Origin of the sequence: Methylobacterium organophilum (genome assembly GCF_022533465.1) — a bacterium.
Lineage (GTDB): Bacteria > Pseudomonadota > Alphaproteobacteria > Rhizobiales > Beijerinckiaceae > Methylobacterium > Methylobacterium organophilum.
In genome coordinates, this window is the sequence record NZ_CP092848.1 from 4440445 (window position 1) to 4458744 (window position 18300).

Genomic DNA, 18300 nt, shown 5'->3' on the forward strand with positions numbered 1-18300 from the left:
GCCGCCGCACGGGCGCCGGCCCGGAGGGCCGCCCTCCCCCGCCGCCTGTTGCGCGGGAGTCACGGGGCGGCGCCACGCGCGGCGCCCCGGGGGCCGCTTCGGCCGCCTGCCCCCGCTCCGGGGCCCGTCAGGCTGTGTGCGAAAAATTTTCCCGGCGGAAATCGCCGAGGGCGGAAGAGGGGTTAGCGGATCGTTGAGGATATCCACAGGAAACGCGCCACTCCTACCACATCTAGTCGGGAACACGCCCCCTCGGCACTAGTTATTGACGCATGAACGGGGTGGGCAGTAGTCTTCCCTCACTGCTTCGGACGGCCGCAAGCGGGGCCTCGGCTCCGCCCGCTGGCGCGGAATCGTAAGGTCGCGGAAGGTCCGGTACGGACCGCCGGTCGGTCGGGGCAGAGTTCCGAAACGTGTCACGAGGCCCGGCGCAGGACGCCGGCGGCCGGGGCGTCCGCCCCGTACGGAGAGGGATTCATGCGGTTCGAGCGGCGCTACACCACGGCTGGACAGTCGCCCTACGCGACGATCGCCTTCCGCGAGGCGGTGAGCGAGATCCGCAACCCGGACGGTTCGATCGTCTTCCGGCTCGACGGCATCTCCGTGCCGGAGAGCTGGAGCCAGGTCGCCGCCGACGTGCTGGCGCAGAAGTATTTCCGTAAGGCCGGCGTGCCCGCGCGCCTCCGGAAGGTCGAGGAGAACGACGTTCCGAGCTTTCTGTGGCGCTCCGTCGCCGACGAGACGGCACTGGCCGCGCTGCCCGAGGACGAGCGCTACGTCTCGGAGAGCTCCTCCACCCAGGTCTTCGACCGGCTCGCTGGCTGCTGGACCTACTGGGGCTGGAAGGGTGGCTATTTCTCCTCGGAGGAGGATGCCTCCGCCTTCCTCGACGAGCTGCGCTTCATGCTCGCCCGGCAGATGGTGGCGCCGAACTCGCCGCAATGGTTCAACACCGGCCTGCACTGGGCCTATGGCATCGACGGCCCCGGCCAGGGCCATTTCTACTGCGACTGGAAGACCGGTGCGCTGACCAAGTCGGCCTCGGCCTACGAGCATCCGCAGCCCCATGCCTGCTTCATCCAGTCGGTCGCCGACGACCTCGTCAACGAGGGCGGCATCATGGACCTCTGGGTGCGCGAGGCGCGCCTGTTCAAGTACGGCTCCGGTACCGGCTCCAACTTCTCGATGCTGCGGGCCGAGAACGAGAAGCTCGGCGGCGGCGGCAAGTCGTCGGGCCTGATGTCCTTCCTCAAGATCGGCGACCGGGCGGCGGGCGCGATCAAGTCGGGCGGCACCACCCGGCGCGCCGCCAAGATGGTGATCGTCGACATCGACCACCCCGATATCGAGGCCTTCATCGACTGGAAGGTGAAGGAGGAGCAGAAGGTCGCCGCCCTGGTGACCGGCTCCAAGGTCGTCTCGAAGCACCTCACCGCGGTGATGAAGGCCTGCATCCAGTGCGAGGCCGAGGGTGACGCCTGCTTCGACGCGGAGCGCAACCCGGCGCTCAAGCGCGAGATCAAGGCCGCCCGCAAGGCGATGGTGCCCGACGCCTATATCAAGCGCGTCGTGCAGTTCGCGCGCCAGGGCTTCACCAAGATCGAGTTCCCGGTCTTCGACACCGACTGGGATTCGGAGGCCTATCTCACCGTCGCCGGCCAGAACTCCAACAACTCCGTCTCGCTCACCGACGACTTCCTGCGGGCGGTCGAGGCCGACCGCGACTGGAACCTGACCGCCCGCACCTCGGGCAAGGTCGCCAAGACGGTGAAGGCCCGCGAGCTCTGGGAGAAGATCGGCGAGGCGGCCTGGGCCTCGGCGGATCCGGGCCTGCACTTCAACACGACGATGAACGACTGGCACACCTGCCCGACGGGCGGGCGGATCCGGGCCTCGAACCCGTGCTCCGAGTACATGTTCCTCGACGACACGGCCTGCAATCTCGCCTCGGCCAACCTCCTGACGATGTACGACCGGGAGACGAAGCGCTTCGACGTGGAGGCCTTCGAGCACCTGAACCGGCTATGGACGGTGGTGCTCGAGATCTCGGTGATGATGGCGCAGTTCCCGTCCAAGGAGATCGCGGAGCTGTCCTACAAGTACCGCACCCTCGGCCTCGGCTACGCCAATATCGGCGGCCTGCTGATGACCATGGGCCTGCCCTACGACTCCGCCGAGGGCCGGGCGCTGGCCGGCGCGCTGACCGCGATCATGACGGGCGTGGCCTACGCCACCTCCGCCGAGATGGCGGCCGAGCTCGGCACCTTCGCGGCCTATGAGGACAATGCCGACGCGATGCTGCGGGTGATCCGCAACCATCGCCGGGCGGCCCATGGCGAGGCCGCGGGCTACGAGTTCCTCAACGTCACCCCCGTCCCCCTCGACCACGCCAACATCCCGCAGGCCGATCTCGGCGCCCATGCCAAGGCGGCCTGGGACCGGGCCCTGGCGCTCGGTGAGGAGCACGGCTACCGCAACGCCCAGGCCACGGTGATCGCGCCCACCGGCACGATCGGCCTGGTGATGGATTGCGACACCACCGGCATCGAGCCCGACTTCGCCCTGGTGAAGTTCAAGAAGCTCGCCGGCGGCGGCTACTTCAAGATCATCAACCGCGCCGTGCCGGACGCCCTGCGGGCGCTCGGCTACCGGGAGGCCGAGATCGCCGAGATCGAGGCCTACGCGGTCGGCCACGGCTCCATGGGCCAGGCCCCGGCGGTCAATCCGGGCTCGCTCCGGGCCAAGGGCTTCACCGACGACAAGATCGCCGCGGTGGAGGCGGGCCTGAAATCGGCCTTCGACATCAAGTTCGTGTTCAACCGCTGGACGCTCGGCGACGACTTCCTGAAGGACACCCTCAAGGTCCCGGCGGAAAAACTCGCCGACCCGACCTTCGAGCTGCTGCCGTTCCTCGGCTTCTCGAAGAAGGAGATCGAGGCCGCCAACACCCATGTCTGCGGGGCGATGACGCTCGAGGGCGCGCCGCACCTGAAGACCGAGCATTACCCGGTCTTCGACTGCGCCAATCCCTGCGGCCGGCTCGGCAAGCGCTACCTCTCGGTCGAGAGCCACATCCGCATGATGGCGGCGGCGCAGCCCTTCATCTCGGGGGCGATCTCCAAGACCATCAACATGCCCAACGACGCCACGGTGGAGGATTGCAAGGCGGCCTATCTGCTGTCCTGGCGCCTCGCCCTCAAGGCCAACGCCCTCTACCGCGACGGCTCCAAGCTCTCGCAGCCCCTCAACGCCGCCCTGATCGCGGATGACGAGGAGGAGGCCGACGACGTGGTCGAGGCGCTGATCCAGGCCCCGGCCGCGGCCAAGGCGGCGGCCGCCGCGGAGAAGATCGTCGAGCGGGTGATCGAGCGCGTCGAGCGCATCCGCTCGCGGGAGAAGATGCCCGACCGTCGCAAGGGTTACACCCAGAAGGCGGTGGTGGGCGGCCACAAGGTCTACCTGCGCACCGGCGAGTACGAGGACGGCCGCCTCGGCGAGATCTTCATCGACATGCACAAGGAAGGCGCGACCTTCCGCAGCCTGATGAACAACTTCGCCATCGCGATCTCGCTCGGCCTCCAATACGGCGTGCCGCTGGAGGAATACGTCGAGGCCTTCACCTTCACCCGCTTCGAGCCGGCGGGCTTCGTGCAGGGCAACGACGCGATCAAGAACGCGACCTCGCTGCTCGACTACGTGTTCCGCGAGCTCGCCGTATCCTATCTCGGCCGCACGGATCTCGCCCACGTCAACCCGTCCGAGATCGGCGGCACGGTGCTCGGCGGCGGCGAGGGCGACACCACCCGCGAGGCCGGCAAGGCGACTCCGGCCGCCTCGACCATCGTCTCCCGCGGCCTGCTGCGCGGCTCGGCCGACCGGCTCACCCTGATCCAGGGCGGTCCGGCCGGCGGCACGGTCGGCATCGGCGCGGCCTCCACCGGCCAGAGCGCCCCGGCGGGCGGCATGGTGCACGCCCTGCGCGGCGCCACCGCCCTGAAGGCGGAGCCGCAGAGCCTCGGCAGCGTCGAGGCCCTGCCCTTCGCCGCCCCGGAAGCCAAGGCGGAGCGCAGCGTCGCCGACCGCCGGGCCGAGGCGAAGATGAAGGGCTATGTCGGCGAGGCCTGCCCCGAATGCGCGAACTTCACGCTGGTCCGCAACGGCACCTGCCTGAAATGCGACACCTGCGGTTCGACCACCGGCTGCTCGTGACGGGACCCTTGAGTGTGTGTGGGGAGCACCTTTGTTGGTCCGCTTTCAAAGAGTGCTCGCCCGCAGAGTGAGCCATAGTCGGCCCGCCAAGCGAATTGGACAAGGGTAAGTCCCGTCCCGTCGCTCAGCGCCCAATCCTGACCTGAAGCCATAGAAGCGTCGGGCCGCCAGTTAACGGCGGCCCGCCTATCGGCGGCATGGTTGACGCTCCAGTGCAGCGAATCGGGTTAGCCTTCACCCGTGTTCGTTCTGGTCGCGGTTCGAGGGGGTGATGTCGGTCATAGGTTTCAACATTAAGAAGGGCGAGCTCTGGTATTGCATCCTCGCAGGGACACGTGGTGCGCCTGTGTACGTCGGCCACGACCGACACCGCTTCGATGCGGCCCAGCCCCGGACCGAGCTCGCCAATTACTTCAAGCAGACCTTCGCCGAGGTGATCGATCGCGCGCCGGGAAGCCGGTTGGCGTACCGCCTATCGCTTGAGGCGAAGAAGGCGGACCAAGTCGCCTATCTCACCTTCCCGTTCGGGATCCTCAATCTGGTCGCGCACGAGCGTGGCCTGCACATCCGCGAATACGTGACGCAATCCTTCACAGCCAAGGCGCTCGGCGTGAAGGACGACAAGTTCGCCGCTTGCGACGCGTTGATCTCCGGCCGCCCAGGCAAGTGGGACAAGGACGCCAAGCTGGCCGCCCTGAGCGCATGGGTGTCGCTCGATGAATAGCCCCCTGCCTCTCCTGGTCCAACCCGGACAGGTGATCCTGAACAAGTACCAGGTGCTCAAGCCCCTAGGGGCTGGCCGCTATGGGCAGGTGTTCCAGGTGCGCAACCTGAACTTGGGACTCATCTCGGCCCTCAAGATCGTGCTGGTATCCGAGCCGGACCGACACAAGGCGGTGGTCGAGGCGCAGGCCCAGAGCCTTTGCGGGCACGACCATGTCGTCGAGGTCCGCACGGCGGATGTCTTCGACCGCTCGGTCCTCATCGAGATGGAGTTCATTGAGGGCGGCTCGCTCGGGGACAGGCTCCTGCGCGAGTTCGTGCCGGTCGCGGACAGTGTGTCCTACGTAAAGCACATCCTCTACGCCCTGGAGCACGCGCATGCCCGCGGCATCGTCCATCGCGACGTGAAGCCCGGGAACATCATGCTGGCACCCAATGGCGCAAAACTTTCCGATTTTGGGACGGCAACCCACCCATCGACCGGGATCAGCGTCATCGACGAATTTTATATGCCGCACGCGTCGCCGGAGGCAGCTAACGGAGGCTCCTTTTCGCCCGCGAGCGACGTCTTCGCCACCGGCCTGACGTTGATGCGAGCCATCAACAACATGGCCGCTTGGGGGCATATCATCACTGATGATGGCTCCTGGCGAAACGCGGTCGCGAACGGCAGCATTCCGGCCTTGGTGGGATTTCCCGACTACGTGCCTACCCCCCTCAAGAAGATCCTCAACACCGCCTGCGCTCCCGGTTACGAAGATCGCTACCCACGTGCGGCGGCCTTCCGTCAGGCATTGGAGCGGCTTCGCTTCGCCCGGCGATGGGTTCGGTTAGGGCCCGACGAGTGGTCCTGCGAACATGCGGGTAAACCGGAGATCTTGCGCTATCTTGACGGTGGGCAACCACGCACCGAGTATGTCGTGAACGGTCGGCGAAGAACCGAGTTCTGTAGGACGTTTCCAACTGAGCGGGAGGCACGTCGGGCCTTAGAACGTGCGGTGGCTAGCACGACATTAGTGTCGACAACAAGGATGGCAGCCCGGAGATCTTCCAGAGCTAAGATCTCAGATGCACTTCCAGCCTGTGGCTGAGCCCTAAAACTTGCCCACTTGGTTTAGGTGGGCAAGTTTTTTGGTATTGACACAAACACGTTACGCGAGAGGAGGCCAAGCGCGCCGGAAGTTAGCTTAAGCGCGCAAATGCATCATATATTGTTTGGAAGAACGCCTGTTCTAAGGTGGTCGATGAGATCTGCATCTTTAATAACAGCGTCAAAATATATGTATTCCCAAGAGTTTTTCGTGGGATGGGCGTAAAGATCACGAAATGCCTCGACTTGAGATGCAATGTCTTGCCCTGACTTTCTCATCCCGGATGCCAGCCGGAGCATCCTGATGTGTTGAGTAAGGGCGAAATGAGTAAATCTGCGCTCCATATCAAGCTCTCTCATATGGGCTGTGACAATATTTTGTTGCGCGGCTTCTAAAGATGCATTCGCGGAAAAGGAAAAACTTGGCGCGTTGAAGGGTTGAATGATCCGTAGGACAAACAGCGTCTGGTCCAAGAATGCATCAAAATATGGATGCAAGAAGAAGCGCGGATTGACGGCGTCTCCAATCTTCTCCAATTTTTCTCCCTGGCATGCATCACACATGGGAAATAGGTTGGCAGGTGTTACTGAGAAATGGGGATAAGTCCCTTTTGGTAGATAGTGGTCCAAGGTGTTGGGCTTACCAGCCTCGCCGCATGCGGGGCAGAGCACCAAGTTATGTTTGCGTAGCGCCTGAAGCATGACCCCTTGCGCGGAGCCCTGCGCTGGAGAGTTGTATAGGTTCAAGAAGCTTTTCTTTGCAGGGCTTGCGATGTCCCATGGCTTAATGAACTCTGGAGATCCGCCGTGATTTATATATTCTTGAACTTTGCCTTTCCATTGGACTGCAATTGCATTGAATGACTTGGCATTCCTGCCCCCTTGACGTTCAGCAACTACATCATCCACCATCTTTGCGCTGGAAAACGAAGGCAGGGGCAATCTCATTACCACTGGCCGCTCTCCATTGCCCTGATCTGCATGATCAACTCTTCATTTAGGTCTCCAGACAACGCCTTTATTAGTTCGTCTGCGGATGCATATTCCTTTAACTTGGTTTTCAGCCACGCCTCGAAGGGCTTAGAAACAGATTTGTCTCCGAATACATACGAAGATATTCTCTGGAAATCCCCACCAAAGGTTTGGAATGGCGGGTTTTTCAGCACAAGACCGTCTTTAGTCTTTTCAAAAACATGTACACAATCGGCGGGCACCTCTCTTACCGTGACCACCGAGTGCGTAGCCAGAATAGCTTTGGTATCATATGCGTAGAGAATTTTCTTTAGCATGTCGACGAACTGAATCTCCAGCGTAGGGTGAAGAAATAGCTCGGGCTCGTCAACAAGTATTAGACTATTTCTTCGTATGGCTCCCAGGATATTGATTACTATATACGCAAACAGTCTTTGCCCAGAGCTGAGCTCGATGGGACTTCCCTCATTAAAAAATGTGACGCCGCTATGGCCAATCAAATGTTCTGCTAGTTTCGAGTCGTCAAGCTCAGAAATGTGACTTGGAGATATGGGAATAAATCGTCTCTTTTCGTCTTCTACTTTAATATCGAAATGCGTGGGTTCGACGGTGGCACCTTCAACGTAGAAACTGCTGGCCCTCTTATTAGCGGGGATCTCTACTGCAGCAAAATCAAAGTCGATTGCTGAACGCAAAACCGACTCCATGGTAGCAGTTTTCTGTGCCCAGTCTCTAATAGACTTGTAGCGCCTATCATCACTCAAGCATGATACAAGGGATTTTGCCGCATTGATTTTTGGTATAGTTCTTGAGAGTCTAATCGAACCGGGCTTGCCCTCGGATGGTTTTGACCCCCTGCCGCGCAGACCGAAATATTTATATGCATCTTTATCTTGAAGATCCTTTTGCTGGATGTCTACAGGAAATATTTCAAAAGGGCTATATGATATTACTACAAGCTGGCTTAGGTTGAGCGTCCTTGAGAAGCCGTAATCCTTATCTTTTGAAGGAGATATCCATTCATCAACCATTTGGTGGAGCAGTCGAGACTTACCAGAGCCATTTGGCCCAATCAGTACGTTGATGTCATGCGGAAGCAGCCCTCTCGGACTGAATTTGAATTCAATTTTCGAAATTTCGTTCAAGGCATCAGTAAAGCTGAATTCGAAATTAGCAATCGATGTTCCCTGGCTTGTTAGAATTCGCCATCCATCAAGGTATGCCTTCTGACTACCTCGCTCGCGCTGCAGAGAATTCTGGAAGCCCGGGGAGTTCGTTAGCAACAAAGCTTGCTGGTCTTCATTGACCCTAACTAAGTAGCTAGCATCTTTTAAAGATATGGCTACATTTATAGCTTCTTGCGAGCCGAGTGCGCCTTCGAGTTGCTCATAGAATGAAATTTCTGATGGCGTTGAAATGTAGTTGGTGTTGGGGATCGGGAAAATTCCATCCCACCCAGCGGACAGCAATTTGTCGAGAGTTGATGCAGTATTAGTTTTTTCGTCGATTAAAATTTTTATGGAACCCAGGCTTAGAAGATCTCCACCCGCCCGGGATGTCGTATAAAATGTTGTCTTGTGACCATAATCATCCCAATTATCCGATAAAAGCTCAATAACATCACCCTCGACGTCCGGTGGCGGAATTCGTCTGCGGCTTGCTCTGCCGGCGTATATGACTTTCACAGTTCATTTCCCCGCATTAGAACGAGCATAATTGGGATACGACAGGTCATAGCACGTAAATATCATAATCAATCGCGCTGGCGTGATATCTAGCCTGCCCTACTTTCAGCTATTGACCTTGCCTTTCAGGCGCAGCTACGGGAGGAAAGGGCCGCTATAGCTGTAACTCATTGACATGTCATGAACTGTTCTTGGCCGCCTGCCGATGTCTTGATGCACCGCGTTGAGAGTGTAGGAATTATCCGGGCATCTCATCTACTCCGGCGGCTTAAAGGAAACGTCCGGGGTCTGCATCCAGGGTGTCCACCAAACATCGCAAATCGCTTTTCTAAACTCGGCTGCCAATGTGCGGTAGGGATCGGGATTCGTCGAGCGCGGTGGATGAGAGTGCCACGCTTCTTGCCCTAATGATCCGTTTGGGCGATCATTTCGCTTAGCTCGGAGGCTATTTCACTATGAAACGCGTGGCCCTTCACCAGTCCGATTGACCCCGGAGTGCCGCGCCGCGGGCCGAGCCTCCGCTCCTGCGTGAGGCTTTCGTGCCCCAAGTCTTCTTCTCCTCCGACCATCATTTCGGCCATGCTCAGATCCTCTCATCAAGGATACGGACTCGCCGACCGTTCTCGTCCATCGAAGAGCACGACGAGACCCTGATTGCCGCCTGGAACGCCGTCGTTCGTCCCGTCGACGAGGTCTGGCACCTGGGCGATTTCGCCTTCCGGTGCACCCAGGACCATGCCCACCAATGCTTCGACCGCCTAAACGGCCGCAAGCGGCTGATCCGGGGCAATCACGACCTCCTGGCCGAGCGGCTGCCATGGTGCGGCCCGATCCTCGACGTTGCGCATGTCCACGGTCGCGTGCCCCATGGCCCCTCCAGGGGCATATGGCTGAGTCATTTTGCCCACCGTGTATGGCCGCGGATGCACCGGGGTGACCTGCATCTCTACGGCCATTCCCACGGGACCCTGCCGGACGCCCCCGAGGGCACGAGCACCGACGTCGGCGTGGACCGCTGGAACTGGCGCCCGGTGACCCTGGAGGAGATCCTGGCCCGGCTCGAAGTCGTCGCGGCGGGTGGCGAGCCATGACCGCGCTCACTTCTGGCGGCCGGCGGCTGTGGTTGTTCAGCGACCTACACCAGGAATGGTCCGAGAACGTCTGGGACCCTGCCGCGCACGCTCCGACGAGCGGGTTCGACGTGGCCGTGGTCGCTGGCGACGTCCACATGCCCCTGACGCGATCACTGGACTGGCTGGCCGAGCGCCTGCCGGGTGTGCCGGTCGTCTACGTCCCGGGCAACCATGACCTCTGGTGGGACCGCGGCGAGGAGCGCTACACGATCCACGACCAGCTCGAACGAGGGAGGGAGCGTGCCGCCGCGCTCGGCATCCACCTGCTGCTCGACGACGCCGTAGTGATCGGCGGCACGCGGTTCCTCGGCGGGACGCTCTGGACGGACTTCCGCCTCGGGAGCCTCGGCCTCACGCACGCCTTCCGGTCCGCCCAGGGGCGCTTTGGCATGGTGGACTACCGCCGTATCAGAACCGGCCCCAGGTCCCGGGATCGGATTGAGCCGGGCGAGGTGCTCCAGGCGCACCGGGCGACGCGCGCCTTCATCGAGATGGGGCTCGCCCTGCACTATGATGGCCCGACGGTGGTCGTCACGCATCACGCCCCACACCCGGACAGCCTACCGAACCCGCATGCTGACCTCGCGTGGTGCTACGCCTCTGACCTCTCGGACCTGATCCTGGCCCAAGGTCCTGACTTATGGGTCCACGGGCACGTGCACCGAGCCGCCGACTATCGGGTCGGGCGTACGCGTGTGTTCTGCAATGCCAGAGGACACATGGACGAGCGGTCGGGGTTCGACCCCAACTGTGTCCTAGAGGTGCAATGGCCTGAGGTTGCCCGGCCTTTGCGAAACGCCGCAGGCACGAACTGAGACTTTGTTGGCGGGCAAGCCCTGCCGCGACTTGCCGAAGGGGGACAGGAATCCCATCTGGGCACCAAACAATAAGCTTGGCAGCGGGGAAATGTGGGCTGACGTCGAGACCGACCAGGATTTCCTGAATTTCCGGATCATGGCTGGCTTGGCAGGTCAGATGATCCGCGATGCCAACGGTAAGCCTCTCAGCATCGGCGTGTCCGGCGGGTGGGGCGTCGGCAAATCATCGATGGTCAAACTCATCGGGACTGATCTGCAGGAGAACAATCCCGACAAGCTAGTCTTCCTGACATTCAACGCCTGGCTCTATCAGGGCCATGACGATGCCAAGGCAGCGTTGATGGAGGAGATCGGTCGGGCGCTTATGGAGCGTGCGAAGGATGATGCCGGCCTCTGGGCGCAAGGCAAGGAGCTGGTCTCCCGCGTCAACGGTTTTCGCCTCGCGAGGTATGGCGCGGAGGCAGCCGCGAGCTTTTTCACCGGTGTTCCTGTCACCCCGCTCATTAAGGGGGCTGAGGCCATCTACCGTCACATGACCGATGGCGACATCTCGTCGGATGACATCAAGGAGGTGAAGGACTTCGCCAAGGAGCACAAGGACGAAGCCGCCGGCCTGATCAAGCCCAAGAAGAAGCCCGAGACACCGCCGGAGATGATCCACGGCCTGCGGCAGCACTTCCAGAAGCTTCTTTGCGACCTCGACGTTACGCTGGTCGTGTTCGTTGATGACCTCGACCGGTGCCTGCCCCCGACCGTGATCGGCACGCTGGAGGCGATGCGCTTGTTCCTGTTCATGGAGCGCACCGCCTTCGTCATCGCCGCGGACGACAAGATGATCAAGGAAGCGGTCCGCATCCACTTCAAGGAGGCGCGGCTCGATGACGATCTGGTCGTCAGCTATTTCGACAAGCTGATTCAGGTCCCGCTGCGCGTGCCGCCGCTGGGAGTGAACGAGGTCCGCGGCTACCTCATATTGCTATTCGTCGAGAACTCGGACCTTGACGCCGAGGTCAAGGCTTCGGTCCGTAGCGCCGTCAACGCACGGCTCGCCGAGAGCTGGAAGGGAGAGTCGGTCAACGCGGAGTTCGTGACCCCACTGATCAAGGACTGCCCGGTCGCACTCAAGGCGGAGTTCGCCCTCGCCGACCGCCTCGCCAAGCAGATGGCCACGTCGCGCCGGATTGCCGGCAACCCGCGCTTGATCAAGCGCTTCCTGAACACCCTCTCAATCAGGCGCAAGCTCGCCGCCATCCAGAAGATCCCTGTCGACGACGCCGTCCTGGCCAAGGTCCTCTTGTTCGAGCGGTGCGCGGCGCCGGCCTCCTTCGATCTCCTGGTCCAGTCGGTCAACCACACGGTCAACGGCAAACCCGAGAACCTTCGGCTCGCGGAGCGGAACGTACGGGATGGGGCGGAGCTCCCGGGCGAAGGCATGGACGCCTGGGCCGCGGACAAGGCGTTTGTGGCGGAGTGGCTCAAGCTCGAACCGCCCCTTGCCGACGTCGACCTCCGCGGCGCGCTCCATGTCGGTCGGGAGAGCCTGCCCCTGGTGTCGGCCGACGACCGCGTCTCGAAGGAGGCGCAAGCCGCGCTCGACGAGATGATCTCGCTCAGGCTCAAGCCGTCCGCCGACCTCAAGGAACGCTATGGGCGCCTCGTCCCGGATGAGCGCACGTTCGTCATGGACAAGCTGCTTGAGCGGGCCGCGTCCGAGAACGAGTGGGGCGCCCCCGACATCCTCTGGGGGCTGGCCCTCGCGGCGGACGTCGACCCCGACCAAGCGAAGCGCCTCGTCGTATTCCTGTCGAACATCGCGAGCACGGCGCTCCGGCCGCCAGTCGTCATCCGCATCCGGGATACGGCATGGGGCGAGGAAGTCCTCGCCGAGTGGCGAACTCGCGATGATCTTGCGGAGCCCATGGCGAAGGTGATGACTCGGAAGGCGAAGGCCGGGCGCTGATGGGCACCTCAAGATCGAGTCCGGGCCCGAGCAAGAACGTCGGCCTCGTGCCGCCATGGCTCGACGTTCCGGGAGGCCCGGGCCCGCAACCCGCGCCGATGCCGGCACCGGCACCCGGAGGCGGCGCCAATCCCGGACCATCGCCCAACCCGCAGCCGCACCCGGGCCTACAACCCGCGCCCCCGCAGGTGCCGCCGCAGGTAGGGCAGGCATTGCCACGCCGCTTCACCGAGGCGCGCCGTGCGATAAGGGACTACGTACGCTCGGGCGACAGGGAGCGCCTGCGCGCCGGCCTCGGCAGCTACGTCGGCAAGGGTTACCGCGGGTCCCGCACAGCGTCCGCGCGGATGGGCCAAGCGGCGACCTCGGCCAGCCGCGCATACAGCGTCCTGAGTGGGCTTGCCGACGGGTCGATCACGCCCCGGGACCTCGGCTTCGATCCGGCGTCTCTCGCTGGTGCGCCCATGGAGGACGTGATCGACGCGCTCGTCGACGCGATTTGCTCGAACGACACCACTCTCGACGACGGTGCCGGGCGGGAGGCTGTCAACGAAGCCCTCAGTGAGGTGCTCGGCGACGATCCGGATCTCGACCCGCTCGCCATGCCCATCGAGCACACGCGCGAGGTCTGGCTTCGCACGTTGGCCTACCACGTGTTCGACGACATCATGCTCGATCTCGGTCCAGGCCTGCAGAGCGGTGCCGACGGGAATGCCAAACTCCTGAACGACCGCCGGTTCGAGATCCGGAGCTTCGTCTTGGAGTGTTACCGGGAACAGTTCGAGGCGGTCATATCGCAGGGTCGATCCCTGGATCGCACGACGTGCGACGGCATCGCGCGTGAGGTGACCGGCATGGTCTGCGACGTGTATGGGGGATGGGCGGAATGAGGATCGGTGTCCTTCCCAATCACGTGCCGCCCGCGAGTCTCCGCTTCGACGCCAGGATCGCGCTCTTCGGAGGCCAGGGCGACGGAATGGCCGGCAGCGTCGGCAGCCAGGTCATTCGGGAAGCGCATCGTGTGCTCGGTAGAACGCCACCGCCGCAGGCGTGGGATTTCACGGCGGTCGCGATGGCGGTCATCGCCGCTGACCGCCACGTGAACCGGGGGGCGGTCAGCGAGGACGGTTGGACGCGCGCCATCCACCTCACGGTCGCGGTGACGGACCCTCGACGCTGGAATGAATTGCGCCGACAGGTCGAGGCGATCTTGCGCTTCCTCACTGGCGACGTCTGGACGCTGGTCTTCGTGGCCGACGGCATCCAGCCGCGGCCTCCTGGGCATGTGGTGGGTAGGCGCCCGGAGACCTGCGTGTCGCTGCTGTCGGGTGGCCTGGATAGCCTGATTGGCGCCATTGACCTGCACGCGCGTGGAGAGGTGCCCATCTTCGTCAGCAATCGCGTGAAGGGCGACTGCAGCAAGCAGGAGGCGTTCGCCGCAGCTGTGGGGGCTACCGAACGGATCCTGTCCCTCAACCACAATGCCCGCACCAAGGGTCCCAACCCGGAGATATCCCAGAGACCACGGTCGCTGGCGTTCCTGGCCTTCGGGGTTCTGGCTGCCACGACCCTTGACCGGTACCGGGACGGCGCGACGGTCGACCTCCACGTGCCCGAGAACGGCTTCATCAGCCTGAACGTGCCACTGACGCCGCTCCGAACGGGCAGCCTGAGCACGCGGACCACCCACCCGCGCTTCATGCAGGCGATGCAGGAGTTGCTCGACGCCTTGGACCTCAACGTTCGGCTGGTGAACCACTACCGGCATAAGACCAAGGGCGAGATGATGGTCGAGTGTGCGGACCAGGCGCTTTTGTCCCGGCTCGCACCGTTGTCGATGAGTTGCGGCAGGGGTGGCCGGATCAACCGGCATTGCGGCCAATGCCTGCCATGCCTAGTGCGCCGGGCGGCGTTCCTTAAGCATACCGGGAGCGTGGGAGGCGACAGAACGACGCCCGCCTACAAAAAGCCTGATCCGGCGGGTGCCTTCAGGCAGCCGGCCTTCAGTCGGTACGACGACGTGATGCAATGTCTGGCGGCCATCGATATGGTTGAACGTCGGGGCGCGCGCCGCTGGATCGGTCCCGCGATCTCCGCCTCCAAGGTGCCGGATCCCGAGCCCCATCGGGCGGTCGCCGAACGCGGGCTAATGGAAATTAGGGACTTCATGCGAGCGGTCGGACTGGTGTGATCGACTTCCATTGCCACCTCGATCTGTACGCGAAGCCCGCGGGTGTCATCGCCGAGGCGGCCAAGCGCGGGATCTACGTGCTTGCGGTCACCACTACCCCGCAGGCGTTCCAAGGGAATCTTCGCTTTGTCGGGAACAACCCCCGCATTCGCGTCGCGGTCGGTCTCCATCCCGAGCTCGTGAAGGACCGGCATCACGAGGTCGACCTCGTATGCACCACCCTCCGCGAGACCCGTTATGTCGGTGAGGTGGGCCTCGACGGCTCGCCGGAGCACCGGCCGTCGCTTGACCTGCAACGCGAAGTGCTCCGGAAAATTCTGGTGGCCTGTGCCAGCCAAGGCGGCAGGATCATCAGCCTTCATTCGCGAATGGCTGCGCGCCAGGTTCTCGATGAGATTGAGATGGTGGGCGCGGTGGGCACGCCGGTCCTGCATTGGTATTCGGGGGCACCCGACGAGCTCGCGCGGGCCGTTGGTCTGGGATGCTGGTTCAGCGTCGGGCCCGCCATGCTTGCCTCACGAAACGGGCGTCGGCTGGCGAGCCTGATGCCAAGGGATCGAGTGCTTCCCGAGACCGATGGCCCCTTCGGCCAAGCGGATGGTAAGCCGCTGAACCCTTGGGATAGCGAGCGCGTCGTTCCGGTCCTCGCGGAGCTCTGGGATGAGCCCGAGCAATCGGTCGCACGAACCCTGCGTTCTAACCTACGGCGGCTGGTTTCTTGACCGCACGTCCTTTCACAGTCTGAGCGGCCTCTCAGGGCAAGCGGTTCTTGTCACAGCCGCTGGAATCGCATGACCTCGACGGCAGCGGCAATGAGGAAGCAGGCCGGGCAAGTTAACCATGCCGTGAGGATCGGCCTCGACATCGTCGGGTCGAATACCGAATATACGGATTCTGGATCGGGACGGCTTCTCCATGACTGCAATGTGTAAACATCGGCGGTGCAACCGCCTCGCATCGCGTTAACCGCTCCCGAGATCGAGCGCGCCTGATGGCGCATGCCGGGATGCAGCCCCATGAGCGCTCCCGATGAACGTGAACCGCTACCTCATCAATAAAGCCTGCGTCCGGCCTGACCTTTCGCCACGCCACCATTCGGCAGGGCGGCAGCCGCGGCGCGTCCAGCGCCATCCCAAGACCACCATCCGCAGGGTCTGATCCCGGGCGCATGCAGCGCCGGGTGGCCCCGCTTGGGGCCAGCCATGACGCACGACGACATCATTGAGACTGCCGAGGCCAGTGCCTTCCTGGAAATTCCGGAGGATGAGGCACCCAACTCGCCTCTGCCGAGGGCTGCTCGGACCGGACAAACCACGCCGCTCAGGTCACTGCCGCTCCTTCTTCTGCAGGAGGCGCTAACCCGGTCGGAGCTCCGACGCATTCGCGATGCCAGGGCCTTCTGCCTGGTGGTCGAGGCCCCGTCACCCGCATGGGTGGTCCCGCTGGAGAAGGCTCTGAGGAGCTTGGGTTCTTGGACCGCAATCGAAGTCCGAGATGGAACGACGCGCTTCAGGAGGAAGCCTGAGGATGGTGCCGCCGAACTTGCCGAGCGCATCGCCGCGGGGCAGCGCGTCGCCGCGATCAGTCATGCTCCGTCTGCTCTGCTTCCAGCCTGCCTCATCGACTGCGCCGACATCCGGGTCACGCTTGGCCATCCCTCCGACCGCGTGATCCGGGCGGCGATCAAGGCCGCGACAGGATCCATGCCACGAAGGGTGCCTGCCCGGCTGGGCCTCGATCTGGCTGACCTGCTCAGTTGCATACGCGTCGGGTCCACCGCCGCATCCTGTGTCTCCCGTTTACGTAAGGCTGCGCTTGCGCGGGCGCGAGTGGGGAGCGCCGGAGAAAACCTGCCGCACGTGCTTGACCTTCACGGCTATGGCGAGGCCACGGACTTCGCTCGCAACCTGCTGACCGACCTCAAGGCTTGGAGAGCGGGGCACATCCCCTTCGAGCAGATCTCGCGCACGCTGTTGCTGGTCTCGGAGCCAGGCCTCGGCAAGAGTTCTTGGTGCCGGGCGCTGGCCCGCTCTGCCGAACTGCCTTTGGTGGAGCTGTCCATCGCCTCGCTTTTCTCGTCGGGAACAGGCTTCCTGTCAGACATCAGTTCGCGTGTAGAGCAGGCATTCCAGCGAGCATCCCAGATCTCGCCTGCCCTCTTGTTCATAGATGAAATCGATGCCTTGCCCAACAGAGATGACCTTGATCCCAGGAACAGGGATTATTGGCTCGTCCTAATTTCACAGTTTCTTTTGCTGCTCGACACTGCAACTTCATCCCTTGCGTCACGGCTCATCATAGTGGCCGCGACGAACCATGAAGCGCGCGTCGACCAGGCGCTCCGTCGGCCTGGACGGCTGCATCCCACCATCAGGCTCTCCAGGCCCGACACCGCCGCGCTGGCAGCCATTCTGAGGCAACATCTCGGTGACGACCTCTCAGGTCTCGAACTGACGGGTGTCGCTCGCCTCGGCTCGGGTGCGTCCGGTGCCGATGTCGTGGCATGGGTTCGGGACGCGCGGCGCGCGGCACGGGACGCCGGCCGGCCGATGGCATTGCAGGACCTCCGGGATGCGGTCGCGCCGCCGGAGACACGCTCCGAGGCGGACCTTTGGCGGGCGGCCGTACACGAAGCGGGGCACGTCACTGCGGCGGTAATCACCGACTGCAGTCGAGTCACCCACGTCGACGTCGTCATCTCCGGGACCCGGGGCGGCAAGACACTGACGAACGCTGACCGTCCGGAGACCTGCTCGCGCGGCCAGATCGAGGCATTGGCCATCACTGCACTGGCAGGCCGGGCGGCTGAGGCAGCACTTGGCCTCGGCGCCACCTCCGGAGCCTTGGACGACCTCAGAATGGCGACCCGGCTCGTTGTCGCCCTGCATGCCTCTTATGGCTTGGGCGAGAGCCTGGTTCATCGCGCCCAGCCCGGCGAGACGGCGCAGCTGCTTGCCTATGACCCGGCTTTGCGCACCCGCGTGGATGAGGATCTCAGGACCCTTCACGACCAAGCTCTGAAGATCATGCGCCGTGAGCGCTCGCTCGTGGAGGCCTTGGCGGGCGCACTCGTTCGCGAGCGCGTCCTCGGGGAGCAGGCGATCCAGGCCATCGTCGCCGGGCACCGCGCGGGAGCGTCCCATGGATGAGGCCGTCCTCGACCTCTTGGAGCGCCTCCTATCCGTTCGACGCGAGTTGGGCGAACGCGTTTATGCCGACGCCGTCGAGCGGGCGGTCGTCGGGGTCGGCGCTGCCGCCCACGTCGAGGCTGAGCGCGTCGCCCTTCGGCATGCCCGGCGCAACCGAGAAGGGAATGTCGTGCGCCTGCCGCGTCGCGGCAGGCCGGCCGTCGATCCCGGGGGTACGTCCGATGGCGACGTCTGACCCTCGATCCGGGTGGCAAGGATCGGCCTCGCCGACCCTTGATTCGCGGCCGGACCGGCTGCCCGGAGCTTGGCGGAGGCAGGGACTCGGTCCGGAGAGCCGGAACCTGCCTGCGACCGCTGCGCGCAGGTGCGC

At 63.1% G+C, this 18300-nt stretch carries 14 protein-coding genes; 11 read left to right on the plus strand and 3 right to left on the minus strand.

The window, feature by feature from the left end:
• Positions 1-477 precede the first annotated feature (477 nt).
• The 3 genes from MMB17_RS21030 (at position 478) to MMB17_RS21040 (ending at position 6023) form a co-directional block, all read left to right on the plus strand.
• Positions 478-4209: a vitamin B12-dependent ribonucleotide reductase gene (locus MMB17_RS21030; RefSeq protein ID WP_241100160.1), complete on the plus strand. Its 3732-nt coding sequence runs from the start codon at positions 478-480 to the stop codon at positions 4207-4209.
• A 271-nt stretch (positions 4210-4480) separates the two neighbouring features.
• Complete coding sequence (locus MMB17_RS21035; RefSeq protein WP_241100161.1) at positions 4481-4933, plus strand: hypothetical protein; 453 nt, start codon at positions 4481-4483, stop codon at positions 4931-4933.
• A gap of 31 nt (positions 4934-4964) precedes the next feature.
• Positions 4965-6023, plus strand: coding sequence for a serine/threonine-protein kinase (locus tag MMB17_RS21040; protein ID WP_241100162.1), 1059 nt, complete (start codon positions 4965-4967; stop codon positions 6021-6023).
• Positions 6024-6136: 113 nt separating this feature from the next.
• On the opposite strand, the gene MMB17_RS21045 is transcribed toward MMB17_RS21040, so the two are convergent.
• Both MMB17_RS21045 and MMB17_RS21050 read right to left on the minus strand, forming a co-directional pair.
• Entirely contained in the window at positions 6137-6970 is an 834-nt protein-coding gene (locus MMB17_RS21045; protein WP_241100163.1) for a hypothetical protein, read from the minus strand.
• Complete coding sequence (locus MMB17_RS21050; RefSeq protein ID WP_241100164.1) at positions 6970-8679, minus strand: AAA family ATPase; 1710 nt, start codon at positions 8677-8679, stop codon at positions 6970-6972. Before MMB17_RS21050 ends, MMB17_RS21045 begins: the two co-directional genes overlap by 1 nt.
• A 539-nt stretch (positions 8680-9218) precedes the next feature.
• On the opposite strand from MMB17_RS21050, the gene MMB17_RS21055 reads away from it, so the two are divergent.
• The 6 genes from MMB17_RS21055 (at position 9219) to qatD (ending at position 15503) form a co-directional block, all read left to right on the plus strand.
• Positions 9219-9770: a metallophosphoesterase family protein gene (locus MMB17_RS21055; RefSeq protein WP_241100165.1), complete on the plus strand. Its 552-nt coding sequence runs from the start codon at positions 9219-9221 to the stop codon at positions 9768-9770.
• Positions 9767-10627, plus strand: a complete 861-nt coding sequence (locus tag MMB17_RS21060) for a metallophosphoesterase (RefSeq protein WP_241100166.1) — start codon at positions 9767-9769, stop codon at positions 10625-10627. Before MMB17_RS21055 ends, MMB17_RS21060 begins: the two co-directional genes overlap by 4 nt.
• A 7-nt stretch (positions 10628-10634) precedes the next feature.
• Positions 10635-12590, plus strand: a complete 1956-nt coding sequence (locus MMB17_RS21065; RefSeq protein WP_241100167.1) for a KAP family NTPase — start codon at positions 10635-10637, stop codon at positions 12588-12590.
• A gap of 188 nt (positions 12591-12778) precedes the next feature.
• The gene (locus MMB17_RS21070) at positions 12779-13480 is read left to right on the plus strand and encodes a hypothetical protein (protein WP_241100168.1); all 702 of its coding nucleotides are present in this window, start codon (positions 12779-12781) and stop codon (positions 13478-13480) included.
• A complete protein-coding gene (gene qatC / locus MMB17_RS21075) occupies positions 13477-14781 on the plus strand; it encodes a Qat anti-phage system QueC-like protein QatC (RefSeq protein WP_241100169.1) in 1305 nt (434 codons plus the stop codon). The genes MMB17_RS21070 and qatC overlap by 4 nt, the downstream gene beginning before the upstream one ends.
• Positions 14778-15503: a Qat anti-phage system TatD family nuclease QatD gene (gene qatD, locus MMB17_RS21080; RefSeq protein WP_241100170.1), complete on the plus strand. Its 726-nt coding sequence runs from the start codon at positions 14778-14780 to the stop codon at positions 15501-15503. The genes qatC and qatD overlap by 4 nt, the downstream gene beginning before the upstream one ends.
• A 50-nt stretch (positions 15504-15553) precedes the next feature.
• On the opposite strand, the gene MMB17_RS21085 is transcribed toward qatD, so the two are convergent.
• On the minus strand, positions 15554-15799 hold the full coding sequence (locus MMB17_RS21085; protein WP_241100171.1) for a hypothetical protein: 246 nt from the start codon (positions 15797-15799) through the stop codon (positions 15554-15556).
• Between the two features lie 184 nt (positions 15800-15983).
• Between MMB17_RS21085 and MMB17_RS21090 the strand changes: the two genes are divergently transcribed.
• Positions 15984-17930: an AAA family ATPase gene (locus MMB17_RS21090; protein WP_241100172.1), complete on the plus strand. Its 1947-nt coding sequence runs from the start codon at positions 15984-15986 to the stop codon at positions 17928-17930.
• The gene (locus tag MMB17_RS21095; protein ID WP_241100173.1) at positions 17923-18165 is read left to right on the plus strand and encodes a hypothetical protein; all 243 of its coding nucleotides are present in this window, start codon (positions 17923-17925) and stop codon (positions 18163-18165) included. Before MMB17_RS21090 ends, MMB17_RS21095 begins: the two co-directional genes overlap by 8 nt.
• Positions 18166-18300: the final 135 nt, after the last annotated feature.